Raw genomic sequence first — 26,009 nt, forward strand, 5'->3', positions numbered from 1 at the left:
AAGTTAGACACGGCTAACTTATCTACCCGAAGCAAACAAGTTGTCAATCCCGCTGTTTCGCTGCAAAGTCCCGAGTATGACAAAGCTACAATCACAAGGGCGTGAGCCATTCGAAGCGGTCGACCGGACTCCCGAGGCGCAGGCCGATGGCTTTGCGACCGTGCGTCAGGCACATGAAAGCGAGATGGCGGAGGATTACGTCGAACTGATCGCGGAACTGATCGAGACGCGCGGGGAGGCCAGACCGGTCGAGATCGCCGAGCGGCTTGGCGTGAAGCCGCCGACCGTGACCAAGAACATCTCGCGGCTCAAGGCTGCTGGTCTGGTCCGGCGGGAGCCATACCGCGCGATATTCCTCACCGATGCCGGGCAGGACCTCGCGGAGATCTGTCGACGCCGCCACAGGGTCGTCGTCGCCTTTCTTCTGAGCCTGGGAATCGACAAAGAGACCGCGGAACGCGATGCGGAAGGGATCGAGCATCACGTCAGCGGGACGACATTGGAGGCGTTCGAGCGACGGCTCAATCAGAAATGAGCTCGCCTAGATGCACATTCGCGCGATTCTCTATCGGGACCTCGAGCTATCGGGTCTTCAAGCCGCTGACACGTTTGCGCAATTTCGAAGCTCGCTAGCCGAGAACCCGCGACAGCACGATGGTTGCAAACAGGGCGACAAGTCCGAAGGCGATCGCAGACGCTACCGCATATTGGAGGATATCCAGGTGATTCCCCCTCCTCCGTCGTGCCAGATAGCCACCCCAGATCGCGCCTCCGATAGCGCTCACGATCACAAGCATCAGGATACCTCCGTTCCAAAATGCCGCGCATCGGGATCTCGTCCGAGCAAACTGGCCAGCCAGCCGAAGACCCAGCACCCAAAAACAAGAACCAACAAGGTCCAGTCGCCGAACCGCGCATAGGGCGTTGGAGTACGCGCGCCCGGCAGGCCGGCATCAATGGTGCCTGTTTCCCCGGTATCAAGACGCGCGACGACATTTCCATTGGCGTCGATGATCGCGGATATCCCAGTGTTGGCCGCCCGGACCACGGGAAGCCCCTCCTCGACCGCGCGCATCCGCGCGGAGGCGAGGTGCTGCTCGGGTCCGATGCTGGTTCCGAACCAGGCATCATTTGTGGCGTTGAATATCCAGTCGGGACGGAAAAGGTCATCGACCACGTGGCCCGGAAAGATGATCTCGTAACAGATCGCCACCGCGACCAGAGGCGCGCCAGGGATCGCCAGCGTGCGCGGCCCTGGTCCCGGCGTGAAATCGCCCAACCCTTCCGTCAGTCGTTCGATGGGCAGCCAGCCTCTCAGCGGCACATATTCGCCAAACGGAACGAGATGATGTTTTGCATATCCCGTCAGAATCTCACTGGTGCCATCGTATGCCTGAACCGTGTTGAAATATCTGGTTCCCCCATCGCCCTCCACTCGGTCAGGCGCACCTGTCAGTAGGATCCTGCCGTCTGGCAAAGCTGCAGATATCCGCGCGCGTGCCGCAGCATCTTCATCCAGAAAGCCGGGGAAGGCCGTTTCCGGCCAAAGCAGCACATCGAAACGTCCGGGTTGCGCGGACAAGCCCAGGTATTTTTCTAAGGCTCGCTGGCGGCTGCCCGGTACCCACTTCTCGACTTGTGGCACATTGCCTTGGACGATGCGCAAAGCAACGTCTGTCGGCGGCACGTCCTGCCCTGACCGAAGCGCACCGCCAACCCAGAGACCCGTCACAGCAACGGCGAAGAGCACGTGAACAGGCGCGCGTCTCTTTGGCGCCGCCACAGTCAACACACCTGGCAATATGCCGATGAAGACCGTGAGAAAGCCCAAACCGTAGCTGCCGACCCAGGCGGCGGGTTGGCGCAGGGCGGCATAGTCGACAAGGGCATAAGCGGCAAGGTTCCAGGGAAACCCCGTCAGGATATGACCCCGCAGCCACTCCGTGACCACCCAGCAGGTTGCAAACAGAAGGCCCGCCGCAATGCCGCCGAAAGCTCGGCGCTGCATGATGGCGGCAAAAAGCATCGCCGCCATGCCCGGGAAGATGGCAAGTCCGGCGGACAGACCCGCGACCGCCGGGATCGCCAGTGCGCCGAAACGTTCGGCATCGACGTAAAAGCTCTCGGCGATCCAGGAAATTCCAATCCCGAATTGGCCCAGTCCGAAAGCCCAACCGACAAGGAAAGCGCGCGAGGTTGAGATGTTCCGGAGAACGATAAAGAGCACTGAGAAGGCGACAGGGACCGCCATGAGCCAAGAAAACGGCGGAAGGGTCAAAACCGTCAATCCGCCGGCAACAAGGGCAAGACCCATGCACTGGAACAGGTTCGGGTCCTCACTAACGATCTGCGGCAAACCCGGCTTCATGAATCGGTCTGAAGTCGAGCGCCAACCCACGGCGCAATGAGCAGCAGCATCACGCCGCCAACCACAAAAACATCGGCCATGTTGAAGGCAGGCCAGTGCGCCGTCCCGATGTAGAAATCGAGGAAATCCGTCACCGCACGATAGCGCAGGCGGTCCAGAATATTGCCGAGAGCACCGCCGATGATCGCACCATAGGCAATGGCCTCGACCCGGCTGCTGGAACGGATCAGCATAGCCGCCAACCAGACGCAGATGCCAAGTGCCAATACGACAAGGCTCCACCACGGCGCACCGCCGAGAAGCCCGAAGGTCACCCCGTCATTGCGCAGGTAGATGAGATTGAAGCCGGGAAAGACCGATACGCCGGAACTAAGAACAGTCGCATTGGAAACAACGATTGCCTTCGTTGCCTGATCGACAAGAAAGGCGATCAGAGCAGCAAGCAGACCGACGAAGAGGCAAGATCTCATCCGCTTATCCCAGCCAGACGTCGAGGAACAACATGATCACAAGACCAACCGCGAGGCCGAGCGTCGCCCTGTTCTGATGTCCGGACCGGTGGGTTTCCGGAATGATCTCGTGGCTGATGACATAGAGCATCGCCCCTGCTGCGAAGGCGAGACCCCAAGGCAGCAGCGGTTGCGAGATGCCGATGATACCCGCGCCGATGAGCCCGCCGACGGGCTCGACGAGACCGGTCAGGGCGGCGATGCCCCAGGCGCGAAACCTGGAATAGCCCTCGCCGAGCAACGAAACCGCCACCGCCAGACCTTCGGGGGCATTCTGTAATCCAATACCGATCGCAAGTGGCAACCCGCCCGACAAACCGTCAGCCCCGAACCCGACGCCGACGGCAAGCCCTTCGGGAAAATTGTGGATAGTGATCGCGATGATGAAAAGCCAGACGCGCCGCAGCGATGCGGCGTCGGGACCTTCCCGCCCCGTCTTGAAATGTTCATGCGGCAGCCGTTCGTTCATCAGAGCGACCGCGCCCATGCCAAGCAGGATCGCAACACATACGATGGCCGCCGGGAGAGCACCGTTGTCGAACTGTCCTTCAGCTGCGTCGAGAGCCGGGATGATCAGCGAGAAGAACGAAGCCGCGAGCATGACACCCGCCGCGAAGCCAAGCAGCAGATCGCGCGTGGCCCGGGACGGGATGCGCCCAAAAAGAACGGGGACCGCCCCGACCGCGGTCAGCGATCCGGCGGCCAGGCTTCCAAGAAAGCCAAGCGCTATGGGGGAGAGGGGTTCCAATTGTTAAGGTTCTGCCGCGAGTTCAGTCAGGAGCCGAGTAGCTGGTGTAGACCTCGGTCGATCCGTCTTCGTGGATCAGGAAGACATCGTAAGCCTCCCGGTCGTCCTCCGGTCCCATGCCGGGCGACCCGTAGGGCATTCCCGGCACCGCCAGGCCTACCGCGTCTGGCCGGTCCTCCAGCAGGCGTTGGATGTCAGCCGTCGGCACGTGGCCCTCGATCACATAGCCGTCGACCAGAGCAGTATGGCAGGACACCATGCGCTGCGGCACGCCATTGTCGAGTTTGAAGCGCACAAGAGATCCTCCGAACATGTCCTCGCCCATCGGCGCGAAGCCATTCTCCTCGAGGTGCTTCATCCAGGACAGGCAACAGCCGCAGCCGTTTGTCTTCCGGACGTCGATCTGAATCGTCTCTGCGACGGCCTGCGCCGCGGGAAGCAAGGCAAATGCGATGGCAAGGGCGGGAGTAAATCGTTTCATGGATCAAAGCCTTTCGGTTGTCGTCTGTGCAAATTCGCTGGCGAGCCTCTCAGCAAGAAGTGAACGCGCCTCACGCAGTCGCTCAAGCGCGGCCGTGTCGTCCGCTTCACGCTCGGCCGCCTCTGCCAATCGGTCGTCAGAGAGAGGGTCGGTTGGGCGACCGTCCACCAGCACTTCGTAATGTAGGTTGGGGCCTGTCGCGGTACCCGTCGCACCGACCCGCCCGATCATATCTCCGGCCATCACGCGTTGCCCTTGTGTGAGCCCGTCCGGTACGGCGCTCAGATGCGCATAGCGCGTCAGGGTGTCGGAGCCATGAGCGATCTCGACGACCCGGCCATACCCACCGCGTCGGCCGATGAAGCGAACGCGGCCCGGCGCCGTCGCCTGTACCGGCGTGCCGCGCGCCGCCGCGAAGTCGACCCCTGTGTGCATCCGTACATTGCCGTAGACCGGATGGGTGCGGCGCCCGAACACAGAACTCAGCCGTGCACCTTCGACCGGTTGCGCAAACACGCGCAGGACTTCTCCGTCGACATAGATCGTCGCTTGGCCGCTGCCGTCGTTCGGCCAGACGATTTCATAGACCGAGCCATCGATATCCAGTGCGGCAAAGGCAAGCTCGGGCTGACCAATCCTCTTGTTCCCGTCTCGGGCCTCGCGCCAAAGGAGGCGCATCGTCTCGCCACCCGCAAGATCACGACGGAAATCCACGGTGCCGCCCAGCATCTGCGCCAGGTCCACCGCAAAACGGGCGGGGATGTCTGCCGTGTCTAGGGCGGCGAAAATCGAGCTCTCGATCACCGCCTCGCCAGCGAAAGTCACCAATTCGGGATCCGGCTCCAACACGCGGGCGGCAAGCTGTTCGCCGAAGACCGCCTCTATCCGGACACCGTCATCGACGGCTAGTTCTACACGACGCGGGTTGTCGTCCGTTGTGGAAACCACGGTAATGATGTGACCCGGACGCAGACGGCGCAGATCGTATTCCGCGCCAATCGCCAAGGCGATTTCGGCGCGATCCGAAGCATCCAGCCCCGCATCGGAAAGGACCGCATCAAGCGTCTCGCCCGACGCAATCTCGCGCGACCAGGTGACCAGCTGGGGCTCGATAGATGGCAAGGAGGTATCAGCGGGGGAAACGGTCAGGAGGGGCCGGGGTCTGAACTCGAATGCGATATCTGCCTGGGCGAGTGTAGGGCGGACCGAATTGGTTTCGGTAATCCGAGGCGGCGCAAGCGGATCGGGAGTCCAGAGGGTCGCTTCAGCAATCGCAGGGGGCACCGGTTCTTTGGACAGAACGCCAGAGATGGCGATGGCGGTCACCGAAAATGCGCCTGCGACCGCAACGGCCGCCAAGACAGTTCTTATCTTCATGTTGCCCCCTCTACGTCTTCTGTCAGTGCGCGCCGGATCTTCGGCACCGCGAATTCTCTTGGCTCGTGATAGTCGATCATGGTGACGAGCTCACCCTCGGCATCGAACAGGAATACGCTTGCCGTATGGTTCATCGTATAGCCGCCGCCCTCAGTCGGGACGCGCTCAAATGAGGCACGAAACCCTTCTGCAGCGCGGGCAATCTGGTCTTCCGGCCCCGTCCAACCACGAATGACCGGATGAAAATAGCCGACATATTCGGCCATGGCCTCGACCGTGTCCCGCTCCGGGTCGACCGTGATGAAGACCACGTTCATCTCTGATGCTTCGTCGCCCAGTTCCTCAAGCCAGCCGGAAATATCCGATAGGGTCGTCGGGCAGACGTCCGGGCAGTAGGTGAACCCGAAAAACACCATTGTCGGACGACCGATCAGGTTGCCAGGCCCTACCTCATTTTCCTCGTGGTCGGTCAGCCGGAACTCCATCGCCGATAGGGGCAGGGGCCGCTGCCCTTTTGGTTCAGGCGCACCGGGCCCGTCCACCCGCCACCAGCCCACGAAGAGCGTCAGGCCAAGAACGCCGGCACCGGCTGCGCCGTATAGAAGGAGCTGCCGACGTTGCATCAGCCCTCCGGTCCACGCGCGGCGATTCCGAGGATTGGGACCTCGACCGTCACCTTGCCGCCATCCGAGAAGGTCAGTGTCAGCGGGAAATTCTCGCCTTCGGTCATCGGCTCTTGCAGCTTCATGAGCATGGCGTGCAACCCGCCCGGCTCCAATGCCACGCTTTGGCCGGGCTCAATCGTGATCTCGCCTGCAGGTGCCATGGAACTGACGCCAACGGAGTTGGTTTTCGACTCATGGATCTCGGGCATCATTGCCAGCGGTGTCGCAAGTCCGGTCAGCGTAACGGCGTCTTCACCCGTGTTGCGCACGGTCATATAGGCGGCACCTGGCCTGTTGACGCCGATCGAGGCGCGGGACCACGCATTCTCGACCACGACATCCTCCGAACCGGCCAGTGCGGGGGCCGACAGCCCTGCAACCGTGAAAAGCACGGCCAATGCATTGGTATATCTCAACTTCTTCACCACTCGTTTCTCCTGCCTCCGCAAATCAGCTTTGGCTTGCCGCAACTTCCACTGCCACCAGCCTCCGCAATTCGGCCTCACCGAACGGATCGAGAGGCTTGCCGTTCACGAAGAACGTGGGCGTTTGGCGGACCCCGACTGTCTCGACATCGGCGCGGTCCTGGTTGAGCACCGCCACAACACCGGGGGCCAGCATCTGTGTCCGGGCAGCTTCGACATCCAGACCTCCGCTTGCTGCAATCTCAAGGATCAATCCGGGTGCCGGGGTCCCGTGAGACGCCCATCTGGGCTGCTCTCGCAAGACTGCCTCGAGCACAGGTTCAAACACGTCCTGCATGCGCGCCGCCTCGAGCACACGGATCGCTTCTACCGACGCCTCGCCGTGAAAAGGCGTATAGCGGATTACAACGCGCACCGCGTCTCCGTGCTCCGCCATGATATCCTCGACGACCGGATAGAAAGCGCGGCATGCCTCGCAGGCCGGGTCGAAGAATTCAACGATGGTTACGGGCGCATCCTCGGGCCCGAGGATCGGGGAATAGGGTCGGATCAGCGCGTTGGCCATTTCAGGGTCGATGGGATCGGACGCGGCAATCGGGTCGGGGCGGGTGGCATACCAGGCGGCCCCGCCGAAACCGGCGACCCCGAGCGCGAGAACGGACAGGATGAGGCCGCGTCGTTTCATTCTTGTGCTTCCTTCAGTGAGAGAGCCGACAGCAGCCCGATCACCACGAAGGCGACGAGCGCCATCAGAGGAATCGGAATGCCGAAGACCAGTTGATTGTCGTCAGTACAGGATGGGCCTGTCGCCGTGCAGGGCTGGATGCGTTCGGGGATCAGCTCGACATAGAGGCCGAGGTGCCAGAGCGCTATGGCGGCGCCCCCGATTGCCAGCGCGATCCCGTAGCGACCCACGCGCCGATCCTGCCACCACAGCCCGAGCCCGAGGACGATGGCCAAGGGAAACATGAAGGCACGCTGAAACCAGCAAAGCACGCAAGGTGTCTGCCCCAGAACCTCGCCGATGAAGAGCACTGCAAGCGACGCGGTGAGCGCGATGATCCAGGCCAGCCCGAGGGCCGTCTCTCCGGAAAGTCGGGTCATGACGATCAGATCCTCTCTCTCAGATCGGCGAGGATCTCTTCGGCGGGCGTGCCGTAGGGCCAGGAGTCCGCGAAGCCTGCTTGCGTGTCGAAAAGGAAAAGATGCGACGTGTGACCCATCGTGTATCCGCCCGGCGCAGTCGCCTGCTCGATCCGTTCATAGAATATCGGAAAAGTTTCGGATGTCGCGGCGATCTGCTCCGGTGTACCGGTAAGCCCGATGATCCCTGCGTCGAACATGGGCACGTACTCCGCTAAAGCCGTCGGCGTATCTCGCTCGGGATCGATCGTTATGAAAATCGGCTGAACCACTGCCGCCTCATCGCCCAGGCCCTCCATCACGGCCGCGACTTCGGACAGTGTTGTCGGACAGACGTCAGGGCAATTGGTGAAGCCAAAGAAGACCAGCATCCAGCGCCCTGCGAAATCTTCGTCCGTTTGGACAATGCCGCGATGATCGGTCAGTTCGAAATCAGCAAGAAACGGTGGTTCATTCTCGGCTCGGGCAAGGTCGGCACGGTAGTCGGACCATAGCAACAGCCAGATGAAAACGAACGCCGCCGCGCCCGCCAACACCCACAATACCTTCTGAAGACCTGAAAGCCTCACGCCGCTCCGCCCGAACTTGATTCTATATTTTGTGTGCGTTTACATCCTCTAGCTACTGTAGGTTCAAGCGTGATTGTCACCGATCGGCCAACAATCACCTATCTGTGAAACTCAGGTGAAGCTTGTGATGCGCACCGCATAAAGCTACACCCACTGTAGGTAATGTGGGGAGCGGAAATGCTGACGATTGGGACTCTGGCGAAGAAGACCGGAACAAAAGTGCAGACCATCCGGTATTACGAGCAGATCGGACTTATGCCTGAGCCCGGCAGGACCGAGGGGGGCCAACGACGCTATGGCGACGCCGAACTCGACCGCTTGTCATTCGTCCGGCACGCTCGGCAACTGGGCTTCTCGTTGGACGCGATCCGTGAGCTCCTCGATCTCAGCGATCATCCGGGAAAGTCCTGTGCAGAGGCGGATGCAATCGCCCGTCGGCAACTCAAACAGGTCGAGCAACGATTGGCGCGGCTCGAGGCGCTGCGGACGGAATTGAAGCGGATGGTGCATGAGTGCAGCGGCGGACAGACTTCTGATTGCCGTGTGCTCGAGGTACTGCGCGACCATTCCGAATGCCTGACCGACCATGAAGAGATCGGCGCCTGAGCAATTTCGACGACCTTTGATCGGAACGCAAAAAGCCCGGTGTTAGTTACTCATTGGCAATTCACTAATTTGGATACCCGGCATGGCGGAGCAGAGAAACGCAACGGAAAGACGCACACTCTGGATCGTGCTGGGTCTTAACATCGGGCTGGCAATCGCTTTCTTCGCCTCGGGCGCATTCGGCGATTCAAGCGCGCTTATCGCCAATGGCCTCGACAATCTGTCGGACAGTTTCGTCTACGCGATCAGCCTCTTCGCGCTGTCCCGCTCCGCCAAGTGGAAGCGCGGAGCGGCGAACGTTTCGGGCGGCCTGCTGATCCTCTTCGCCCTTGGAATCCTGTATGACGCCTGGCGCCGCTACGTCGGCGGATCGGATCCTCTTGGCACGATCATGATTGTCATGGCGCTGGTAGCGGCGGCCATCAACGCACTTTGCGTCTGGCTGTTGGCACGGCTTCGCGATCCGGACGTGAACATCCGAGCGGCGAATACGTTCAGCTGGAACGACTTCGCGGCCAATCTCGGAATCGTCGTCGCAGGCGGGCTCGTAGCCTGGCTCGGAACGAATTGGCCGGACCTTGTCGTGGGCGTGATTGTCGCCGGCATCGCGGCCTGGGGTGGCGTCGGAATCCTGAGAGACGCGCATGGTGAACACCACAAGGCGGTGCACAATGACGATCAGGTAACCAAGGACTCGGCCTGAAATCGGGGCTTGAAGCTACAGTGACTGTAGCAACTACATATTCTCGTGAACGATTCGAGGAGATATCCCGTGAACCCCGCCGACCCTCATTTGGCCAAAACCCGGCTGCTGGATTTTGACGCGACCTCAATTGCAAAACTGATCGAGGAGCGCGGCTGGGCAGACCTTCCCAGCGACGACCGAATTGGGGCCATCTACGATTTCGTCAGGAACGAGATTACCTTCGGCTACAACCGCGCCGACGACATTCCGGCGTCCGAGGTCCTCGCAGATGGCCACGGGCAGTGCAACACCAAGGGCACGCTCCTCATGGCCTTGCTGCGTGGCGTGGGAGTTCGCTGCCGACTGCACGGGTTCACAATCCACAAGGCGCTTCAGAGAGGCGTCGTTCCGGAACTCGTCTATCCCCTCGCGCCGTCCGAAATCCTCCACTCCTGGGTAGAGGTGGACTTGGGCGACGGATGGGTCAATCTTGAAGGCTTCATCCTGGACGCGCCTTTCCTGCAGACGCTGCAGCAGAAATTCCGCGAGACGGATAGTCTGTGCGGCTACGGGGTTGGAACGGAGTGTCTGAGCGCCCCGCCTGTCACTTGGTCCGGCAATGATACCTACATCCAGAAAACCGGTATTGTTCGCGATCTTGGAACCTTCAACGCACCCGACGATTTTTACTCAAAGCACCGCCAGAACTTCGGATTTGTGCGCGACTTGCTCTATCGCCACGTCATCCGTCACTGGATGAATGCCAGGGTTCGCCGCATCCGCCGCGGAATCTTGCCGCCGGTCCCCGGATTCGATCGGCCGAACCACCGCCATGAGGAGACGAACCGTGCCGCATGATCACGGCCACGCCCACATCGATCCTCAATCCGGTGATCGTCGCGTCTCCATCGCCATCTGGGCCAACGGCCTCCTGACGGTCGCGCAGATCGTCGGCGGGATCCTTTCCGGCAGCCTCGCGCTGATCGCGGATGCCCTCCACAATTTCTCGGACATGGCGTCGCTGGTGATCGCCTTCTTCGCGCGTAAGATCGCTCGCCGCCCGGCGGACAAGCGCATGACCTTCGGCTATGGGCGGGTAGAAATCGTCGCAGCGCTCATCAACTACACGACACTTATCCTGATCGGCTTCTACCTGATCTACGAGGGTGGCATGCGCATGATCGACCCACCAGAGGTACAGGGCTGGACGGTGGTGATCCTGGGCGGTGTGGCACTGGTCGTCGACACGTTGACGGCGCTGCTCACCTATTCGATGCAGAAAGGCAGCGTGAACATCCGTGCGCTCTTCCTGCACAACCTATCGGACGCTTTGGCCTCCGTGGCGGTCATCATCGGCGGCTCGCTCATCCTCCTCTACAACATGCGGTGGGTCGACCCGGCGATCACCATCGGCATCGCTCTCTACATCCTCTACCTCGCATTTACCGAGATCGGCGGTCCGATTCGGACGCTGATGCTCGGCAGTCCACCGGACATCGATAATGAAACCGTCGTTCAGGCGATGCGGGGTGTGGATGGTGTCGCGGACGTTCATCACGTGCATCTGTGGCAGATGCAGGAGCACGAGGCGGCTCTGGACTGCCACGTCGTGCTGACAGCGGACGGCTGGGGTCAAATCGAAAAGATCAAGGCCGCGATCAAGGACCGGCTGAAGGACGATTTCAGCATCGGTCATTCGAGTCTGGAATTTGAGCACGAAGACCGCGCACACGAAAACGCTGACCTTTACGGTCACGGCAAACCGGAAAAAGAGGAGGAAAACCATGTTCACCGAGACACTGACAGCTCATGACGACACGATTGGCCTCGCCTGCGAGGGCAAGCTCAGCGAAAGCGACCTGAAACGGATGCACGCCCTGCTTCATGAGCGCCTGCAAGAGACAAGTAAGCCCGGCCTGGTTCTCGATCTCACGAGGTTCGAAGGCTACGATGGGCCGTCCGCTCTGCTCGAAGATCTGAAAATCGACACAGCCCATAGGAATGACTTCCGCCGCGTCGCTGTGGTGGGCGAAGGGGCTTTGTTGGAGTGGGGAACCAGGTTCGCCGACGTGCTGACCACGGCAGAACTCCGTCAGTTCGACCCGGCGGAAATGAAGGCGGCAATCGCCTGGGCAAGTGAAAGGTAGAGTAGCTTTCAATCAGATGCCTTCGCAGAAGACAGCATCTGTTCGAAACCATAAACAAAAGAGCTACAGCAGTTGCGAGACCCAAGAGCAATCCGAAAGTTCTGAACATGGTCGCTCCTTTCGCAAAGGAGTAACTTTGGTACGGTGGCACTGCCCTTGCCGGGGCATTATCAAATCGTAATGTTTTAGCGGCTCAGGGCGCCAGTTGGTTAACATAAACTTCATTATGCGTATTTATACTTAGTGTTGCGATAGTATATTATCGTATATATGCTGGACTCCTCTCACGGAGGTTCCGCAGCATGCACTATCTGATCAAGAAGCTCCTCCCCTCGGTTGCAGTCGCTTTCACCGTGACTGGTCTTTCGCTACCAATGTCCGCCCGAGCGCAGACATACCCGATCGACTGCGCGATCCTCTTGTGTCTGTCTGGCGGCTGGCCCGCTTCCGTCCCTTGCGCCCGAGCTCGCGCCGAATTCATCAGGCGTATCACGCCTTGGCCAGTGGAACCGCCGCTGCAAATCTGGCGCTGTCCCATGGGCGCCTCCTATGAGGGCGATCGGCCACCAAACAACGCTGGCCGTATCTTTGAAGCCTTGTACTGGCCCGACAGCCGTCGACCGCTCCAATCCTTGCCAAGAGACAAATTCGTTCCCGCCGACCAGGCCCTCCGGCTCGTTCAAGATCGGGCGGACATCAATATCAGCGGACCTGAGTTCAATTTCGTACGATCCATCCGTGTCTTTGATGTTCGTTACGCGCGGCAATACGAAGCAGGAAACGAAGGAGACTGCGAACGCTACGCCACTGTAGTCCTCGGCACTTATGGAACCCAAGGCGATTTCTCATGGCAGCGATCTTCTATAACTGCCCTGCCTGAGGGCCATGTGGGACTTGAACGTTGGGGCCAGAATTGCCCGGGTATCTATCACCGATCTGTCTTCGTCGATTGGCGTGACTATGATGGCAACTACGACTTCGAACAGGTGAACTACTAGCGCTGGCAAAGACAGCTTTGCCATCATGCTGCGAGAATTTGAGCGTGCTGAGTTGCTCAAATACCGGCTCTTCGCTGCTTTCGGTGCGCATGTCCGGAGAGCGGACGAAGGGGCCGTTCAGAGGTCTGAATTCAACGGCCTCTTCAGATACCGACCTTTCACTGATTTCTTACGAATCTAAACAGTAAGTATGGCTCGGGTCTGCGAAGCCGCGGCCAAGCCTCCCCCATCGTTCGGCATTGTGATCGGCGACGGTTTGCTTCATATCAGCGGTTGCTGATACCTTATTCCTTCCAAGCATTGATGGCAGGCTATGAGTTCGAAGGATAACCAAGAAAAGCGGCGCCGGAGCGGACGGCCGCTCATGATTTTGCCTATTCTTCTGTTTGGGTTGCTGGGCGTAGTCTTCTACTGGGGCCTCTGGAACAACGACGACCGGTTGCCCTCGACGCTGATCGGAAGACCAATCCCGGAATTCGCGCTCCCGCCCATCGAAGGGCGGCAGGACGGCCTAGCCTCGGCGAACCTGCAAGACCAGGTTTCTCTCGTCAACGTCTGGGCGTCGTGGTGCGTCCCCTGCCGCACGGAGAACCCGCTTCTCGTCGATCTTGCCGAAGCGGGCACCGTTCCGATCTACGGTATCAACTACAAGGACGATGCCGAGGAGGCGCTGGGTTTCCTCGAAGAGCTCGGCGATCCCTTCACCCGCATCGGCGCGGACCGATCAGGCCGCGTTGCGATAGACTGGGGCGTCTATGGAGTGCCGGAAACATACATAATCGACGCCGAGGGGCGCATTGCATACAAGCATGTCGGCCCCTTTGATCAGGCCTCGCTTGAGGAGGACATTCTGCCGGTCGTGCGCCGGTTGCAGGCTGAGAGCGACCCGTGAGGCGACGTGACGTCCTTGCCGGAGTCTTGGCGCTTGCGGCAAGCCCTGCCTCCGCCCGACCACCGATCCCTAATCACGGGACTCCGCGTGATCTCCTGTCGCCGCCTTTCGTGGATGGAGATGGACGGGATCTGACGCTGGCGGACTTCGAGGGACGTGTCGTGCTTCTGAACATTTGGGCGACTTGGTGCCCGCCTTGTCGCGAGGAGATGCCGACGCTCGACGCGCTGCAAGCGCGCCTCGGCGGATCGGATTTTCATGTTCTGCCGCTGTCGATCGATCGGGCCGGTCTCGAACCTGTGCGCCGCTTCTACCGAGAGACCGGCATTCGCAACCTCGATCTCTATATCGCGGAGGATACGCGCGCGATGCTGGCCTTGGCCGTGGTGGGTCTGCCGACAACGATTCTGATCGACCGCATTGGGCGCGAGCGGGGGCGCCTCGCAGGCCCGGCCGAATGGAACAGCCCCGAAGCCGTTGCGCAGATAAGCGCTCTTATTGACGAACGTAAGCAATAGGACATGGAAAAGCACGACGACCGCGCCAGCCGTTCCGCTCCGTGCGCACACGTGGTGGCGGTCTACCGATCAGTTTGGAGATGTGGATTTGATTGAACTTTCCGTTCTTGGACTAATGGCGGCATTGCTGGCCGGTGCCGTTTCCTTTCTGTCGCCCTGCGTGCTGCCGCTCGTGCCCGGCTACGTATCCTACGTTGCCGGACGTACGGTCACCGGCAGTGCAGCGCCTTCGAAGGGGCGGGCCGTCTGGCTCAGCTTCTGTTTCGTCCTTGGCTTCTCCACGATATTCATCGCGCTTGGGGCCTCTGCCACCGCGCTCGGTCAGGCGCTGCTGCAGTGGCGCTACGAACTCAACCTCGTCGGCGGCGCGATCGTGATCCTGTTCGGTCTGTTCATGATCGGGGCAGCGCGCCTGTCGGCCATGGAGCGCGACCTGCGTTTTCATCTCGACCTGCCGGGCGGGCAACCGGTCGCCTCCTACGTGCTCGGACTCGCCTTCGGTTTCGGCTGGACACCGTGCATCGGGCCGATCCTCGGCGCCATCCTAACCGCCAGCGCGACAAGCGCGACGATTGGCGAGGGCGTCGCATTGCTTGCCTTCTACTCGGCCGGCCTTGGGATCCCGTTTCTGGTCGTCGCGGGGTTCACCGACAGTATTGCCGGCAGGCTGCGCGGCATCGGTCGTTGGGGTCGCCGCCTGCATCAGGCTGCGGGCGGCGTCATGATCCTGATGGGTTTGGCGATGATGACCGGGCGGTTGAGCGCACTGGCCTACTGGCTGCTGGACACCTTCCCTGTCCTTGCGCGGATCGGGTGAACAGATGCGACTGTACGAGAAACATATCCTCCCTCGGCTGACGCATCTGGCGATGGGCCAGGATCAACTTCTTCCCTACCGGCGCCGCGCCGCCTCCGGGCTGCATGGACGTGTGCTGGAGATCGGGATCGGCTCGGGCCTGAACCTTGCGCTCTACCCCGAGGCCGTGCGTCAGATCATCGGTGTTGACCCGTCGCCCGAACTCCTCTCTCGGGCCGCGCAAACCTCCCATGGCCTGATGCCCACGGCCGAGATGATCGAGGGCGTGGCCGAAGCATTGCCGCTGGAGGATCGCAGCGTCGACTGCGTCGTCGCCACCTGGGCGCTCTGCAGCGTGTCGGAGCCGGAGAAGGCGCTCGCCGAGATCCGGCGCGTTCTCAAGCCGGACGGCATCTTCCGCTTCGTCGAGCATGGTTTGGCGCCGGAAGCCCGTGTCCGGCGCTGGCAGCGCTGGCTCACGCCTGCCTGGAAGCGTTGCGCCGGGAACTGTCACCTTGACCGCCCGACGAACGCCCTTGTCGAGAAGAGCGGGTTTCGGATCGAGCGGCTCGACACCGGCTACGCGACAGGTCCGAGGCCATTCGTATTCATGTATGAGGGGCAAGCTCGCCTCTACTGAGGAAGCTTGGAAAAAGAACAACATCGGCTTTCGATTCGTGGCGCAACACTAATGGCAAGGCAATCAATTCCCGCCTCGAACTTTTGCTGCAGGCTCCGCATTATGAGGTATTATGAGTAGTCAGAAAGATAACCGGCAGGCCAATCTGACGCGCGGCATCCGCGTCGAGATCGCCAGCCTCGTCTACAACATCATCGAGGTCGTCGTATCCGTCACCGTGGGACTTCTGACCGGCAGCGCGGCACTGGTAAGCTGGGGTCTCGACAGCACGGTCGAAGCCACCTCAGCCGCGACGCTGATCTGGCGCTTGAAGGGGGAGAAGGACGGTGCCGGCAAGCGCACGGTCCTGCACCGCAAGAAGGTCGCGCTCTACGTGGTTGCCTGTGCCTTCTGGATCGTCGTCGCGGCGATCCTCTACGAGGCGGTCTCCGCCTTCATTTCGCAGAAGGCGCCGGGCTTCAACTGGTGGGGTATCGCGATTCTGGGTGCTTCGCTCGTGGTCAACCCGTTCCTCGCCTGGGGCAAGTATCGCTATGGCAAACGGCTCGATGCGCCCGCCCTGAAGTACGATGCCAAGGACACCATGATCTGCCAGTATCAGACAATCGTGGTGTTGGCCGGGATCGGTCTGACGCAATGGATGGGCTGGTGGTGGGCCGACCCGGTCGCGGCGCTTCTGATCGTGCCCTACGTTGCGTGGGAAGCGTTTGAGGCCACCAAGGATGCGCGGTCGGTCGAGCCGGAGGAGGCCGACGCTACTGCCGACGCCTGACGTTGCGCATGATGAACCGGGATTTAGGCATGGGCGGCAGTTCTCCGGTTTCCAGATCCAGATCCTGATCCGGCACTTCGTAGTCGATGGCGTTCACGAAGAAACTGCAAAACGCCTTCATCTGGCTGATCGCGATCCACTCGCCCGGACAACGGTGGTTCCTGTGGTGATCGCCACCGCCCTGCGGAATGAACTCGTAGGGAGTGACCTCCCGATCGTGAAACCGCTCGGGCCGGAACTCTTGCGGCGCGTCCCACGAACGAGCGTCGGTATTCGTGCCGTAGAGGTCGAGCAGAACCCTGTACCCTTTGGGAAAGCGATATCCGCGCCACTCGAAATCGCTCTTCACCCGTGCCGCAACCGCGGGAAAGAACGGATACAGACGGCGGACCTCTTGCACGAAAGGTTCGAGCTGTCCCTCGTCGTCCTTCAGCTTTTGCCGCCACTCGGGATGCCGATGTAAAGCATGCGCCGCCTGAACTATGAACACGGATAGCGCGACGGTCGGGCGCAGGACATTCAACAGCTCTACGGCGGCCACCCTGGGGGTCAACAACTCCCCATCGAGATCGCGCCATGTCGCGATGATATGAAGGGCACTTTCCTGCGTCGGCTGAAGCTCACCATCGCGGACCTGTTGGATTAGCCGTGCTGCCCATTTTTCCAGGCGGTGGCGCGCCAGACGCGCGCGCCAGTGTTTGGGGCCAAGGGCCCCGGCGTCCTGAAAAAGCGCTGTAAGCTGCGCCGTTCGGGTCGCCACCTCAGCTTCATTAAGCGGCACCCTGGCCCAGGCGCAGGCAGCTCTTGTGAGCATTTCGCGCACTTCGTCATAGAGGACGACCTCGTTCCTCGCCTCCCAGTCCGGCGCATAGTTGTCCAACATGTGAAGAGACGTGCCCTCAAGCGCGGCGATCCGCTCGGTCCCCATGAGTGACATGAACATCTTCTTGCGGTGCTGGTGGGCAGCGCCGTCCAATCCCTGAACGCCGCCTTCTCCCAGCAGGGACTTCTGTATGCGGCCTGGCATCGAGCCTGCGCGGATCAGCCGGTCTTCCCGATAGAAGGCTTCTGCCGCCGCCGCGCCGGTCATGCAGATCGTCTCTTGAAGGAGGATGCGGGTTTCGAACAGGTCTGTGTCGAGTGCGCGGCAGGTCTCCGAAATGAACCCATATGGGTTGCGCAGCAGGGCAAGTGTGCTGTCAAAGCCTTTCGCAGATGGTATGCCGAACATGGGTTACACCCCCGTTGTGTTTTCCTTGCGTTGACCCTGACCAGGCTTGTCCGTCGCAGAGCGGAAGCTGTCCCAGAACAGTAGGGCCGCGCCGCAGAAAATCGCCACATCCGCAAGATTGAAGGACGGCCAGTGGTATGTTCCGTAATGGAAATCCAGAAAGTCTGGGACGGCCTGATAACGCAGCCGGTCGAGGACATTGCCGAGTGCGCCGCCGATGATCAGACCGAGAGCGGCAGCCGTCAGCCTGTCCGGCGCGCGCCACAACCAGATCAGCAGCCATAACACGATCACGCCAGCAAGCGCGATGAGACCCCACCAAGGCACGATCCCGCCCAGCATACCGAAGCTGACTCCATCGTTCAGAACCCGCACGAGATTGAGAAAGGGTAGAACCTCGACGCCGCCCTCAAGCGCAGGTGTGTTCAGGGCAAGCGCCTTGGTGCCCTGATCGAGGGCGAACGCCGAGATGGCGCAAACTCCGCCTAGAACGCGGCTGTTCATGCAGTCGTCTTCAGATCGGCCCGCGCATCGCGAATGATCGCCCAGGACGAGTGCAGGAATAGCCCGGCGATACCGAAGGCAACGATAAGGTCGGGCCACGCGCTGCCCAGCCAGGCCACAAGACCGGCGGCAACGACAACCGCCGCATTGCCGATGGCGTCGTTGCGAGAGAAAAGCCAGACGGCCCGCATGTTCGCGTCGCCCTTGCGGAACGGCAGCAGCGGCAGAACGGAGATGACGTTGACGACAAGGGCAATCATGCCAAGCAGGCCCATGAGACCCGCATCCGGCGTCGTCCGTTCGAAGACCCGGACGATGGTCGTGCCGAGGACGCCGAGACCGAGGAGCCCGAGGAAGATGCCCTGGATCAAGGCCGACCGTGCCCGCCAAGCGAGGCTCCAGCCGATGGCCAGCAGGCCAAGGAAGGTGATCGCGCCGTCGCCGATGAAATCGAGCGCATCGGCCTTCACGGCCTGCGATCCGGAAATGAAACCGCCGATCATTTCGAGGACCCCGTATCCCACGTTCAGGATCACGACGATCCAGAGGGCGCGGCGGTAGGCCGGGTCCTGATGGGCAGGATTCGGCGGAATGTCTTCATCGCCATCGATCCGGTCGAAGCCATAGCCTGTCACCGCGACTGCCTTTTCGATGTCCGGCAGGCGCGCTTCGGGGGCATTCAGTGTCATGATGTGAGTTGCGGCCGACACCTTCACATCGCCGGGCGCGACTCCGGCCGACTGTGCCGCCCGCTCGATCTGTGCGGCATCCTTGGCGCAGTCCATACCGGAAACCCGGTAACGGACGGGCGGGGCATCTGCCGTCAATCCGGCACTTTCGGTGTTGGCCATGGTCGCGCTATTCCTGCTAGGATGAATCAAAGAACAACATATCAGCGAGGAGTGATATGGCGCAATTCGTCGATGACCGCAAGAGCGCAACCATCGAGCGACGGGCGAAGCTGTTTCGCGGCTTCGCGGACCCGAGCCGCCTGGCCATCCTCGGTGCACTTTGTAACGAGCCATTGGCCGTTCACGAGCTCGTCGAGCGGACGAAACTATCGCAACCCAACGTCTCCAACCATCTGAGGTGCCTGCTGGAGTGCGGGCTTGTCGCCAGCGATCGCCATGGGCGTTTCATCCGCTACCGTATCAGCAGCCCGCGCATCACGGTTCTTCTGAGCGATGTGGACGCACTTCTCGACGTGGTCGCAGTGGGTGTTGAGGCGTGTGACAATTATCGTGAGGCGTAAAAGGTCGAATTTTGACCGGCACACGCAGCATCGCGAACCTCAGCGCTTTGACGGCACAGCTTGCCGACAAGTAGGACATTTGGCGCGCGATAGTCCGATCCTTGAGCCTCATAACCCGAAGAGAAGACCGCCCCCCAGCCACGCGTAGGCGATCATGGCGAGCCAGAATAGCACCTTCTCGATAGCGCCGTCGCCGGTCGAGAAGGAAGAACCAGTTCTTCTGACTTTCCAGACGAGAAAGACGACCGTGAGGGCAATGAACCCTATGTTGAACCAGAAGGTATAGTCGATCTTGAAGAACTCGCGCTCAGTGACCGCGCGAACCTGATCGGCCGAGGGAAGAAGCCCGAGGGCCGCAAAGCCGTAATGCAGGAGCAGCGCCGTCGCGACGAGGACCACGAGGAAGACGCCGAGGATATAGACCGCCATGCGCCAGCCATAATATTTCGCGTTCACGCGCAGGACGGGGATCACCACAAGGTCGGAGAAGATGAAGGCCATGATGCCAGCAAAGGCCACGCCGTTGCCGTAGAGCACGGCGGCAAGCGGGATGTTCCCCATGGACCCGATGAAGGTGAAGAACGCGGCGACGGGGCCGACCAGCGCCTGTGCCAGCAGCTCGAAGAAGTTCGGATCGTCGCCGCCGATGAAAAGCCATTCGAAGAAGCGGCGCGGCACGAAGGCGGCGATAATCCCCGCGATGGTGAAGCCGACGGTCACGTCCTTCCACACCATGCCCCATTCCATGACGTAGCGCGTGGCGACCTCGCCCCAGCCTTCGCGCGACGTGGCTTTCGCTTTCCAGTCCTTGTCGGAGCTATCGGTATCGTTTTTCTGCGACTGCGCGGTTTCTCGCGCCCGTTCGATCGGCGCGAAGCCGCGGGTCAGCCGGACCACAAGCCACATGAGCAGGATCAACAGCACGCCGCCGACATACTCGCCGACCACGAATTGCCAGCCGAGGAAAATGCCGATGATGATACCCAGCTCGATCACGAGGTTGGTCGAGGCGAGAAGAAAGGCCAGCGACGGCACCAGCCCGGCCCCCTTGGCGAAGAGCGCGCGTGTTCCCGACAGCGCGGCGAAACTGCACGACGAGCTGACGAAGCCGAAGAATGTGCCCAAGGCGACCGAGCGCGGCCCTTCCGTGCCCATCGCCCGCTGCATCCGGTCGCGCGTCACGAAGACCTGGATCATCGAGGAAACGAGATAGCCGAGGCCAAACGCCCAGAACGCCGTCCAGAACAGGCCGAGCGCCGTGACCGCCGAACGGTGCCAGAGCTGAACGAAGGGCTCTTCCATCACGCGCGCCTGTCCGGCTCAGCTTCCTGCAAACAAGATGCCCAGCATCCAGAGGCCCATGCCCCTCGCCATCGATCCCATTCCGTCCATCATGTATCCATCATGTCGTTTGTTCCTTTACTGTAGCTAGGGCCGCGCCCGTTCGGGCAACGGTACAGGTGCGCGCGTCACCCAAGCGCGTCCCCATCCGTTTCACAGTAGATCCGATAAAGCGCATCGATCATATCGTGCAGACGCGGGTCGGCGATGCTGTAGTGGATCGTCTGGCTCTCGCGTCGGGTCGCAACCATGCCAGCCTCGCGCAACCGCGCGAGATGCTGGCTGAGCGCCGACTGACTCAGGGCGAGCTGGCCCTGTAGCGCACCAACCGATTGCTCTCCCTCCAGCAGGTGGCAAAGCACCATCAGCCTGTTGGCATTCGACAACAAAGCCAGTTGACCCGCCACGTCCGCCGCACGCGCTTGAAGAACCGGTAGCGAAGGCCGCTTTATATCGTCATTGACTAATTTAGACATATCTTACATTTGTCTCCGACAGAGAACGAAAACAATACAGCAAATGGAAGGACCGCATATGGGGCCGGTCGTGCCAACGGAATTCACGCCCTGGCTTTCGCTTTTCGGGGGCGTTCTGATCGGTCTCAGTGCCGTCATGGTGATGGGCCTGTTCGGCAAGATCGCGGGCATCACGGGCATCACCAAAGGTTTGACAACTGCCATTCCGGGAACCGGCGGACCCAACGACCGGGGCTGGCGCCTGTCGTTCCTGATCGGGTTGGTCGCAGCGCCGCTCGTCGTGCTGCTCACGACGGGGGCATTTCCCCAGCAAAGCGTGCCTACGAACGTCTGGGGTATGGCGCTGGCAGGGCTTCTGGTTGGCTTCGGGACCAGTCTGGGGGCCGGATGCACCTCCGGGCACGGGGTCTGCGGTCTGGCCCGGCTGTCGCCAAGATCGGCAGCCGCCGTCGCAGTCTTTCTGGTCGCGGCCGTTTTGGCGACGACGCTCGTGCGTCACGTGATTTGAGGAAAGTAGACATGCGCAATTTTCTGGGTTTCGCCGCCGGGCTGGTCTTCGGCATCGGCCTCATCATCTCCGGCATGACCGATCCTGCAAAGGTTCTGAACTTTCTGGATATCCTCGGGCCATGGGATCCGAGCCTCGCCTTCGTGATGGGAGGCGCGTCTGTCACTGCCTTCATCGGGTATCGCCTGATCTGGCGACGTGAGCGACCCGTAATGGGGTCGCAGTTTGATCTGCCGGACAGCACCGCCATAGACGCGCCGCTTCTGACCGGCGCGGCCATCTTCGGCATGGGCTGGGGCCTAGGCGGCTTCTGTCCGGGACCCGCTTGGACATCGCTGTTGATTGGATCGTCAGGCATCCTCATTTTCCTGCCCGCCATGCTGGTCGGGATCGTCCTCGCCGGTTTCGCCAAATCATCTTCCTCATTCGCAAGCAAAGGAGCGTAAATGTGGCCGAACTGAACGAGCCCATCGTCCGCCAATCCGCATCGACTGGGCCGAACAGCCCCGATGTCTGGGGCATCTACGAGCCCGACACCGGGTCGATCCAATATATCTGCGCCGATCCCGCGACGAAGAAGGCCGCACTGATCGACGTGGTGCTGAACTTCGATCCGGCGCGTTTCGCGACCGATACGCGCAGCATGGAGCAGGTGCTGGGCCTTGTGGAGAAGCACGGCCTGACGGTGGAATGGGTACTCGATACGCATCCCCACGCCGATCATATGATGGCGTCGTCGCACCTCAAGAAACGGACCGGTGCTGCAAACGCCATCGGTGAAAAGGTCCGCGACATCGCCGAACTCTGGCGCGACTACTACAACACGCCGGACGCCTTCGACCCCCACCGCGACTTCGACCGCCTGTTCGCGGACGGGGATACCTTCCGCATCGGCTATCTGGACGTTCGGGTGATGCTGTCCCCGGGGCATACGCTTGGGTCGATCACCTATGTCTGCGGCGATGCGGCCTTCGTGCACGACACGCTGATGCAGCCCGACAGCGGCACGTCCCGTGCCGATTTTCCCGGTGGCACCACCGAGGATTTGTGGAACTCGATCCAGGTGATCCTGTCTCTGCCCAAGGATACGCGGCTTTTCGTCGGTCATGACTATGGGTCCGAGGATCGCGACAGGCCGGAATGGGAAGCCTCAGTTGCCACCCACAAAGCCAAGAATGTCCATGTCAAGGACGGCACCGACAAGGCCGACTACATCCAGACCCGCGAGGATCGGGATGCCACACTGGACCTGCCGGACCGGATGCTCGCAGCACTTCAGGTCAACCTGCGTGCGGGGCAATTGCCCGAAGCCGAAAGCAACGGTGCGCACTACCTGAAAATGCCCGTCAACAAGTTCTGAAAGAAGAAAGGATCGTGAACAAGTCCATGAAAGACCTCGTCGCGGACGCAAGATCGCGCGTCGATGGAATCGCTCCCGCTGACGCGCACAGAGCGATGGCGCAGGGAGATGTCATCCTCGACGTGCGTGAAACGGCAGAGCTGAAGAGCGACGGCGCAATCGAAGGCGCGATCCACATCCCGCGCGGGTTGGTCGAAGCACAGGCCGATCCCGAGACCGGCAAGGCGAACGAGGCTTTGGCCGCGAAACGCGATGGCACGGGCCGTGTTCACGTTCTCTGTGCGTCCGGCGCACGCGCGGCCCTTGCCGCCGACAGCCTGCGACAGATGGGCTATGACACCGCTGTAATCGAAGGGGGTCTGGCGGGCTGGAAAGACGCGGGTCTCCCGCTTCGGGCCTAACACCGGTGCGAGCGCTATCGCGATATTTGCTCGGCCTCGGTTGGGACGATGCAACCCTTCCAATGACGGAGTATCACTGTGAGACGCCGAAAGTTCCTTAGCCTAGCCGCAGCCTCGCTCGCAACCCCAGCACTTAATATCAGCCGGGCATGGGCCGCCGAACCCGGCGCGCCTTTGCCGATACCGGAGGTTATGGAGATCGGCCCCGGCGCAGGCAACACACTCGATGCGATACGCGGAACACGCGAGTTCACCGGAGGCGCGACGTCGGAGACCTGGGGCTACTCCCAGGATTACCTCGGACCGCTGCTGCGGTTCCGGCGCGGGCGCACCGCAAACATAAGTGTCATGAACCGTCTCGATGAACCGATCACTGCTCACTGGCACGGCATGCACGTGCCGGGCTATCTCGACGGTGGGCCGCAACTTGCTTTCGGCCCGGGCGAGACCTGGGCGCCGGAATTACCGGTCGATCACCCGGCGGCAACGCTGTTTTATCACAGCCATGTTCACGGGCGAACAGGCCCGCAGGTATATCGCGGGTTGGCGGGCATGATTGTCATCGACGACCCCGAGATCGACGATCCACTGCCGCACGACTATGGCGTGAACGATTTTCCACTCATCGTGCAGGATCGACGCTTCGATCGGTCAGGCCGCATGACCTATAGTCTTGGCATGATGGATCGGATGCATGGGTTCCAGGGGGACCAGATCCTCGTCAACGGTGTGATCCGTCCCAAGCTTACAGTTCCGGCGGGTCTGGTACGCCTGCGTATCCTGAACGCGTCGAATGCGCGCGTGTATGATTTCCGTTTCACCGACGGCAGGCAATTCCACCAGGTCGCGAGTGACGGCGGCCTTCTGGCCCGCCCTCTTGCCATGGCCAGCCTGCAACTCGACGGTGCCGAACGGGCCGAGATCGTGGTCGAATTCTCGGACCGGTCACCTGTTTCTCTTGTCTCGCGCGACATCGGGATGAATGGCGTAATGAACGGGGGCATGATGGGTGACAGGGGCGGCTCCATGATGATGGGCGATAGAGGCATGATGGGCGACCGCGGCATGATGGGGATGGATGGAAACAGTGGTGCGCCGCTCGAGATCATGTCGTTTGATGTAGGCGAAGCTGCGCCCGCCGGCCCCACCCGCCTGCCCACCTCGCTGCCTTCGGATGCGCCCGCACTCGGCGATCCGGTCCGCAGGCGCAATTTCACCCTCAACATGCACACCGGGGGCATGATGCGCGGCGGCATGATGGGTGGCGGCGGCCAGACGATGGGGATCAACGGTGCACCTTACGTCATGGATCGCATTGATGAGACCGTCCGCGCAGGCGAAACCGAGCTTTGGCGCATTAATGCCGACATGATGATGCGGCACACCTTCCACGTTCACGGGACTTCCTTTCGGGTCGTGAGTCAGAACGGGCGGCCGGTCGACTCGGCGCAGATCGGTTGGAAAAATGTTGTCCGTGTGCAGGGTCCGACCGAAATCTTGCTAAGGTTCGACAAGCTGGCTTCGGAAGAGACACCATTCATGTATCACTGCCACATCCTCGAACACGAGGATGCGGGCATGATGGGGCAGTTTACGGTCACATAACAGGACCCCACCCGCTCGACACCGGGCGTCGTCAAGAGCTTACGTCTTCTTGCGGCGTTCTATCAGGTGCCGGTGTCGCCTTGTTGAAACGCATTACGGAGTATGTCTAGACCCGAACGGAGAACACCTCGCTAAGCTGCGGGTCCGCCGAAGCGGCCGTTCAGTCGCTCGGCAGCATTCGTCAAAAAGGGCTCCTTCGAGACCTTCGCTGCCATCTGCTCCAATGACCGGTACGCTCGCAGACCCTTTCCATCAATATGAACTGGCAGCTGCCTGAGAAGCCTATCCACTGTCACTTTTTCAAATCCGCATGAGTGCATCGAAGTCGATTTCTTGCTTCTGTTCGTCACTTATATCCGGCCGGGTTTCCGATACCGGCCGGGGCCCTTGGACGTCCCACATCACCGCATGTGATCCTGTCCTCCAGCGATAAACCCAACCAACAACACTGCACCCATCGGTCCCGATCAGATTGGCGATCGCGACGCCCTCACCCTTATCTTCGTTCACTGTTTACTGACTTCCTGCACTGTGGCGCTGCGAATTGCGGTGTGGGTTTGCAGAGCGTTCACTACGACCGCGCGCCGGGCTTCGTTGATGTTGGCTACCTGGTCCTCAATGAGGGAATGATCATCAGACCGGGGAAATGGGTTCCGGTTCTCTCAACAATTCATTGGCTTCAAATCCTGTGGTCGGGCTCCGTGGCGGCTTCGACGATCGCCAGAAGCTGGAACGGATCAAAGCCGATGGCACGCGCCAAAACGACCAGCTCGACAACGTCGACCCGGCGCTGACCGCTTTCAAGACGGGCAATAAGGGACTGGTGGCATCTGAGCCTGTCTGCCAAGTCTTTCTGACCAAGGCCCGCTTTGACACGGGCGTCGACCAACGCCTGACAGAGTGCCACTTGCCCTTTGCTTCTGATTGTTTTTGCCACGCGTCACATACCTTTTGTGACGTCGCTAGCGGATGAAATCTGTTATCTAAAAAGT

General features: G+C 60.9%; 34 protein-coding genes. 18 read left to right on the forward strand and 16 right to left on the reverse strand.

Annotated features, from left to right (window positions below; translation table 11 throughout):
• Nucleotides 1-76: 76 nt before the first annotated feature.
• Nucleotides 77-535, forward strand: coding sequence for a manganese-binding transcriptional regulator MntR (gene mntR, locus PMES_RS10225; protein WP_159965609.1), 459 nt, complete (start codon nt 77-79; stop codon nt 533-535).
• A 261-nt stretch (nt 536-796) separates the two neighbouring features.
• On the opposite strand, the gene lnt is transcribed toward mntR, so the two are convergent.
• From lnt to PMES_RS10275, 10 genes are read right to left on the reverse strand one after another with little or no spacing between them, the layout of a single operon-like run.
• The gene (gene lnt, locus PMES_RS10230) at nt 797-2,368 is read right to left on the reverse strand and encodes an apolipoprotein N-acyltransferase (protein ID WP_050532590.1); all 1,572 of its coding nucleotides are present in this window, start codon (nt 2,366-2,368) and stop codon (nt 797-799) included.
• The gene (gene lspA / locus PMES_RS10235; protein WP_048535494.1) at nt 2,365-2,838 is read right to left on the reverse strand and encodes a signal peptidase II; all 474 of its coding nucleotides are present in this window, start codon (nt 2,836-2,838) and stop codon (nt 2,365-2,367) included. Before lspA (PMES_RS10235) ends, lnt begins: the two co-directional genes overlap by 4 nt.
• A gap of 4 nt (nt 2,839-2,842) precedes the next feature.
• The gene (locus PMES_RS10240) at nt 2,843-3,625 is read right to left on the reverse strand and encodes a ZIP family metal transporter (RefSeq protein WP_048535492.1); all 783 of its coding nucleotides are present in this window, start codon (nt 3,623-3,625) and stop codon (nt 2,843-2,845) included.
• 22 nt (nt 3,626-3,647) lie between these two features.
• Nucleotides 3,648-4,106 (reverse strand): DUF411 domain-containing protein, encoded by a 459-nt coding sequence (locus PMES_RS10245; RefSeq protein ID WP_159965610.1) that lies wholly within the window; start codon nt 4,104-4,106, stop codon nt 3,648-3,650.
• A gap of 3 nt (nt 4,107-4,109) precedes the next feature.
• Nucleotides 4,110-5,483 (reverse strand): M23 family metallopeptidase, encoded by a 1,374-nt coding sequence (locus PMES_RS10250; protein WP_152453299.1) that lies wholly within the window; start codon nt 5,481-5,483, stop codon nt 4,110-4,112.
• Nucleotides 5,480-6,106, reverse strand: coding sequence for an SCO family protein (locus PMES_RS10255; protein ID WP_050532587.1), 627 nt, complete (start codon nt 6,104-6,106; stop codon nt 5,480-5,482). The genes PMES_RS10250 and PMES_RS10255 overlap by 4 nt, the downstream gene beginning before the upstream one ends.
• Nucleotides 6,106-6,576 carry a copper chaperone PCu(A)C gene (locus PMES_RS10260; protein WP_438943238.1) on the reverse strand — a complete coding sequence of 157 codons (471 nt, stop codon included), beginning with the start codon at nt 6,574-6,576 and terminating at the stop codon, nt 6,106-6,108. The genes PMES_RS10255 and PMES_RS10260 overlap by 1 nt, the downstream gene beginning before the upstream one ends.
• Before the next feature lie 22 nt (nt 6,577-6,598).
• Entirely contained in the window at nt 6,599-7,258 is a 660-nt protein-coding gene (locus PMES_RS10265) for a DsbA family protein (RefSeq protein WP_050532586.1), read from the reverse strand.
• Complete coding sequence (locus tag PMES_RS10270) at nt 7,255-7,677, reverse strand: disulfide bond formation protein B (protein WP_046002647.1); 423 nt, start codon at nt 7,675-7,677, stop codon at nt 7,255-7,257. The genes PMES_RS10265 and PMES_RS10270 overlap by 4 nt, the downstream gene beginning before the upstream one ends.
• Before the next feature lie 5 nt (nt 7,678-7,682).
• Nucleotides 7,683-8,249 carry an SCO family protein gene (locus tag PMES_RS10275; RefSeq protein ID WP_040643209.1) on the reverse strand — a complete coding sequence of 189 codons (567 nt, stop codon included), beginning with the start codon at nt 8,247-8,249 and terminating at the stop codon, nt 7,683-7,685.
• A gap of 213 nt (nt 8,250-8,462) precedes the next feature.
• Here PMES_RS10275 and PMES_RS10280 point away from each other — a divergent pair, with 213 nt between their 5' ends.
• From PMES_RS10280 to PMES_RS10330, 11 genes are all read left to right on the forward strand, one after another.
• Nucleotides 8,463-8,891 carry a MerR family transcriptional regulator gene (locus PMES_RS10280; RefSeq protein ID WP_007803476.1) on the forward strand — a complete coding sequence of 143 codons (429 nt, stop codon included), beginning with the start codon at nt 8,463-8,465 and terminating at the stop codon, nt 8,889-8,891.
• A gap of 82 nt (nt 8,892-8,973) precedes the next feature.
• On the forward strand, nt 8,974-9,594 hold the full coding sequence (locus PMES_RS10285; RefSeq protein WP_067920036.1) for a cation efflux transmembrane domain-containing protein: 621 nt from the start codon (nt 8,974-8,976) through the stop codon (nt 9,592-9,594).
• A 69-nt stretch (nt 9,595-9,663) separates the two neighbouring features.
• A complete protein-coding gene (locus tag PMES_RS10290) occupies nt 9,664-10,434 on the forward strand; it encodes a transglutaminase-like domain-containing protein (protein WP_005645237.1) in 771 nt (256 codons plus the stop codon).
• Nucleotides 10,424-11,389 carry a cation diffusion facilitator family transporter gene (locus tag PMES_RS10295; RefSeq protein ID WP_007803480.1) on the forward strand — a complete coding sequence of 322 codons (966 nt, stop codon included), beginning with the start codon at nt 10,424-10,426 and terminating at the stop codon, nt 11,387-11,389. The genes PMES_RS10290 and PMES_RS10295 overlap by 11 nt, the downstream gene beginning before the upstream one ends.
• Nucleotides 11,361-11,723, forward strand: coding sequence for a SpoIIAA family protein (locus tag PMES_RS10300; RefSeq protein ID WP_050532584.1), 363 nt, complete (start codon nt 11,361-11,363; stop codon nt 11,721-11,723). Before PMES_RS10295 ends, PMES_RS10300 begins: the two co-directional genes overlap by 29 nt.
• A 302-nt stretch (nt 11,724-12,025) precedes the next feature.
• Nucleotides 12,026-12,721: a hypothetical protein gene (locus PMES_RS10305; RefSeq protein ID WP_236549772.1), complete on the forward strand. Its 696-nt coding sequence runs from the start codon at nt 12,026-12,028 to the stop codon at nt 12,719-12,721.
• A gap of 313 nt (nt 12,722-13,034) precedes the next feature.
• Nucleotides 13,035-13,613, forward strand: a complete 579-nt coding sequence (locus tag PMES_RS10310; RefSeq protein ID WP_236549773.1) for a DsbE family thiol:disulfide interchange protein — start codon at nt 13,035-13,037, stop codon at nt 13,611-13,613.
• Between the two features lie 110 nt (nt 13,614-13,723).
• On the forward strand, nt 13,724-14,131 hold the full coding sequence (locus PMES_RS10315; RefSeq protein WP_312869919.1) for a TlpA disulfide reductase family protein: 408 nt from the start codon (nt 13,724-13,726) through the stop codon (nt 14,129-14,131).
• A 115-nt stretch (nt 14,132-14,246) separates the two neighbouring features.
• On the forward strand, nt 14,247-14,948 hold the full coding sequence (locus PMES_RS10320) for a cytochrome c biogenesis CcdA family protein (protein ID WP_369796074.1): 702 nt from the start codon (nt 14,247-14,249) through the stop codon (nt 14,946-14,948).
• A 4-nt stretch (nt 14,949-14,952) separates the two neighbouring features.
• Entirely contained in the window at nt 14,953-15,567 is a 615-nt protein-coding gene (locus PMES_RS10325) for a class I SAM-dependent methyltransferase (RefSeq protein WP_159965612.1), read from the forward strand.
• Between the two features lie 112 nt (nt 15,568-15,679).
• A complete protein-coding gene (locus tag PMES_RS10330; RefSeq protein WP_082379096.1) occupies nt 15,680-16,339 on the forward strand; it encodes a cation diffusion facilitator family transporter in 660 nt (219 codons plus the stop codon).
• On the opposite strand, the gene PMES_RS10335 is transcribed toward PMES_RS10330, so the two are convergent.
• Genes PMES_RS10335 through PMES_RS10345 form a run of 3 tightly spaced genes read right to left on the reverse strand, consistent with a single transcriptional unit; the run spans nt 16,323 to nt 18,925 of the window.
• Complete coding sequence (locus PMES_RS10335; protein ID WP_159965613.1) at nt 16,323-17,570, reverse strand: cytochrome P450; 1,248 nt, start codon at nt 17,568-17,570, stop codon at nt 16,323-16,325. The two genes, PMES_RS10330 and PMES_RS10335, sit on opposite strands and share 17 nt — an antisense overlap.
• A 3-nt stretch (nt 17,571-17,573) precedes the next feature.
• Complete coding sequence (gene lspA, locus PMES_RS10340) at nt 17,574-18,074, reverse strand: signal peptidase II (RefSeq protein WP_067631017.1); 501 nt, start codon at nt 18,072-18,074, stop codon at nt 17,574-17,576.
• Nucleotides 18,071-18,925 carry a cation efflux transmembrane domain-containing protein gene (locus PMES_RS10345; protein ID WP_159965614.1) on the reverse strand — a complete coding sequence of 285 codons (855 nt, stop codon included), beginning with the start codon at nt 18,923-18,925 and terminating at the stop codon, nt 18,071-18,073. Before PMES_RS10345 ends, lspA (PMES_RS10340) begins: the two co-directional genes overlap by 4 nt.
• A gap of 56 nt (nt 18,926-18,981) precedes the next feature.
• Here PMES_RS10345 and PMES_RS10350 point away from each other — a divergent pair, with 56 nt between their 5' ends.
• Entirely contained in the window at nt 18,982-19,326 is a 345-nt protein-coding gene (locus tag PMES_RS10350) for an ArsR/SmtB family transcription factor (RefSeq protein WP_159965615.1), read from the forward strand.
• 108 nt (nt 19,327-19,434) lie between these two features.
• On the opposite strand, the gene PMES_RS10355 is transcribed toward PMES_RS10350, so the two are convergent.
• A complete protein-coding gene (locus tag PMES_RS10355; RefSeq protein ID WP_159965616.1) occupies nt 19,435-20,628 on the reverse strand; it encodes a permease in 1,194 nt (397 codons plus the stop codon).
• A gap of 167 nt (nt 20,629-20,795) precedes the next feature.
• Nucleotides 20,796-21,143, reverse strand: coding sequence for an ArsR/SmtB family transcription factor (locus PMES_RS10360; protein WP_159965617.1), 348 nt, complete (start codon nt 21,141-21,143; stop codon nt 20,796-20,798).
• A gap of 58 nt (nt 21,144-21,201) precedes the next feature.
• Between PMES_RS10360 and PMES_RS10365 the strand changes: the two genes are divergently transcribed.
• The 5 genes from PMES_RS10365 (at nt 21,202) to PMES_RS10385 (ending at nt 25,017) form a co-directional block, all read left to right on the forward strand.
• Entirely contained in the window at nt 21,202-21,651 is a 450-nt protein-coding gene (locus PMES_RS10365; RefSeq protein WP_159965618.1) for a YeeE/YedE family protein, read from the forward strand.
• Between the two features lie 11 nt (nt 21,652-21,662).
• Nucleotides 21,663-22,097 (forward strand): DUF6691 family protein, encoded by a 435-nt coding sequence (locus tag PMES_RS10370; protein WP_159965619.1) that lies wholly within the window; start codon nt 21,663-21,665, stop codon nt 22,095-22,097.
• A gap of 2 nt (nt 22,098-22,099) precedes the next feature.
• On the forward strand, nt 22,100-23,011 hold the full coding sequence (locus tag PMES_RS10375; protein WP_159965620.1) for an MBL fold metallo-hydrolase: 912 nt from the start codon (nt 22,100-22,102) through the stop codon (nt 23,009-23,011).
• Nucleotides 23,012-23,037: 26 nt separating this feature from the next.
• Complete coding sequence (locus PMES_RS10380) at nt 23,038-23,412, forward strand: rhodanese-like domain-containing protein (protein ID WP_067921159.1); 375 nt, start codon at nt 23,038-23,040, stop codon at nt 23,410-23,412.
• Between the two features lie 192 nt (nt 23,413-23,604).
• On the forward strand, nt 23,605-25,017 hold the full coding sequence (locus PMES_RS10385; RefSeq protein ID WP_236549774.1) for a multicopper oxidase family protein: 1,413 nt from the start codon (nt 23,605-23,607) through the stop codon (nt 25,015-25,017).
• A 679-nt stretch (nt 25,018-25,696) separates the two neighbouring features.
• On the opposite strand, the gene PMES_RS10395 is transcribed toward PMES_RS10385, so the two are convergent.
• The gene (locus tag PMES_RS10395) at nt 25,697-25,954 is read right to left on the reverse strand and encodes a helix-turn-helix domain-containing protein (protein ID WP_159965622.1); all 258 of its coding nucleotides are present in this window, start codon (nt 25,952-25,954) and stop codon (nt 25,697-25,699) included.
• Between the last annotated feature and the right edge of the window lie 55 nt (nt 25,955-26,009).

Origin of the sequence: Profundibacterium mesophilum KAUST100406-0324, assembly GCF_009835145.1 — a bacterium.
Taxonomy (GTDB): Bacteria; Pseudomonadota; Alphaproteobacteria; order Rhodobacterales; family Rhodobacteraceae; genus Profundibacterium; species Profundibacterium mesophilum.

What these genes read in the sequence shown, in the direction of transcription:
- PMES_RS10325 (WP_159965612.1), top strand. Translation starts at nt 14,953, where the DNA reads ATGCGACTGTACGAGAAACATATCCTCCCTCGGCTGACGCATCTGGCG.
- PMES_RS10345 (WP_159965614.1), bottom strand. Translation starts at nt 18,925, where the DNA reads ATGGCCAACACCGAAAGTGCCGGATTGACGGCAGATGCCCCGCCCGTC.
- PMES_RS10285 (WP_067920036.1), top strand. Translation starts at nt 8,974, where the DNA reads ATGGCGGAGCAGAGAAACGCAACGGAAAGACGCACACTCTGGATCGTG.
- PMES_RS10335 (WP_159965613.1), bottom strand. Translation starts at nt 17,570, where the DNA reads ATGTTCGGCATACCATCTGCGAAAGGCTTTGACAGCACACTTGCCCTG.
- lspA (WP_048535494.1), bottom strand. Translation starts at nt 2,838, where the DNA reads ATGAGATCTTGCCTCTTCGTCGGTCTGCTTGCTGCTCTGATCGCCTTT.
- PMES_RS10320 (WP_369796074.1), top strand. Translation starts at nt 14,247, where the DNA reads ATGGCGGCATTGCTGGCCGGTGCCGTTTCCTTTCTGTCGCCCTGCGTG.
- PMES_RS10300 (WP_050532584.1), top strand. Translation starts at nt 11,361, where the DNA reads ATGTTCACCGAGACACTGACAGCTCATGACGACACGATTGGCCTCGCC.
- PMES_RS10305 (WP_236549772.1), top strand. Translation starts at nt 12,026, where the DNA reads ATGCACTATCTGATCAAGAAGCTCCTCCCCTCGGTTGCAGTCGCTTTC.
- PMES_RS10270 (WP_046002647.1), bottom strand. Translation starts at nt 7,677, where the DNA reads ATGACCCGACTTTCCGGAGAGACGGCCCTCGGGCTGGCCTGGATCATC.
- mntR (WP_159965609.1), top strand. Translation starts at nt 77, where the DNA reads ATGACAAAGCTACAATCACAAGGGCGTGAGCCATTCGAAGCGGTCGAC.
- PMES_RS10385 (WP_236549774.1), top strand. Translation starts at nt 23,605, where the DNA reads ATGGAGATCGGCCCCGGCGCAGGCAACACACTCGATGCGATACGCGGA.
- PMES_RS10380 (WP_067921159.1), top strand. Translation starts at nt 23,038, where the DNA reads ATGAAAGACCTCGTCGCGGACGCAAGATCGCGCGTCGATGGAATCGCT.
- PMES_RS10250 (WP_152453299.1), bottom strand. Translation starts at nt 5,483, where the DNA reads ATGAAGATAAGAACTGTCTTGGCGGCCGTTGCGGTCGCAGGCGCATTT.
- lnt (WP_050532590.1), bottom strand. Translation starts at nt 2,368, where the DNA reads ATGAAGCCGGGTTTGCCGCAGATCGTTAGTGAGGACCCGAACCTGTTC.
- PMES_RS10355 (WP_159965616.1), bottom strand. Translation starts at nt 20,628, where the DNA reads ATGGAAGAGCCCTTCGTTCAGCTCTGGCACCGTTCGGCGGTCACGGCG.
- lspA (WP_067631017.1), bottom strand. Translation starts at nt 18,074, where the DNA reads ATGAACAGCCGCGTTCTAGGCGGAGTTTGCGCCATCTCGGCGTTCGCC.
- PMES_RS10245 (WP_159965610.1), bottom strand. Translation starts at nt 4,106, where the DNA reads ATGAAACGATTTACTCCCGCCCTTGCCATCGCATTTGCCTTGCTTCCC.
- PMES_RS10265 (WP_050532586.1), bottom strand. Translation starts at nt 7,258, where the DNA reads ATGAAACGACGCGGCCTCATCCTGTCCGTTCTCGCGCTCGGGGTCGCC.
- PMES_RS10370 (WP_159965619.1), top strand. Translation starts at nt 21,663, where the DNA reads ATGCGCAATTTTCTGGGTTTCGCCGCCGGGCTGGTCTTCGGCATCGGC.
- PMES_RS10255 (WP_050532587.1), bottom strand. Translation starts at nt 6,106, where the DNA reads ATGCAACGTCGGCAGCTCCTTCTATACGGCGCAGCCGGTGCCGGCGTT.
- PMES_RS10330 (WP_082379096.1), top strand. Translation starts at nt 15,680, where the DNA reads ATGAGTAGTCAGAAAGATAACCGGCAGGCCAATCTGACGCGCGGCATC.
- PMES_RS10365 (WP_159965618.1), top strand. Translation starts at nt 21,202, where the DNA reads ATGGGGCCGGTCGTGCCAACGGAATTCACGCCCTGGCTTTCGCTTTTC.
- PMES_RS10350 (WP_159965615.1), top strand. Translation starts at nt 18,982, where the DNA reads ATGGCGCAATTCGTCGATGACCGCAAGAGCGCAACCATCGAGCGACGG.
- PMES_RS10310 (WP_236549773.1), top strand. Translation starts at nt 13,035, where the DNA reads ATGAGTTCGAAGGATAACCAAGAAAAGCGGCGCCGGAGCGGACGGCCG.
- PMES_RS10280 (WP_007803476.1), top strand. Translation starts at nt 8,463, where the DNA reads ATGCTGACGATTGGGACTCTGGCGAAGAAGACCGGAACAAAAGTGCAG.
- PMES_RS10360 (WP_159965617.1), bottom strand. Translation starts at nt 21,143, where the DNA reads ATGTCTAAATTAGTCAATGACGATATAAAGCGGCCTTCGCTACCGGTT.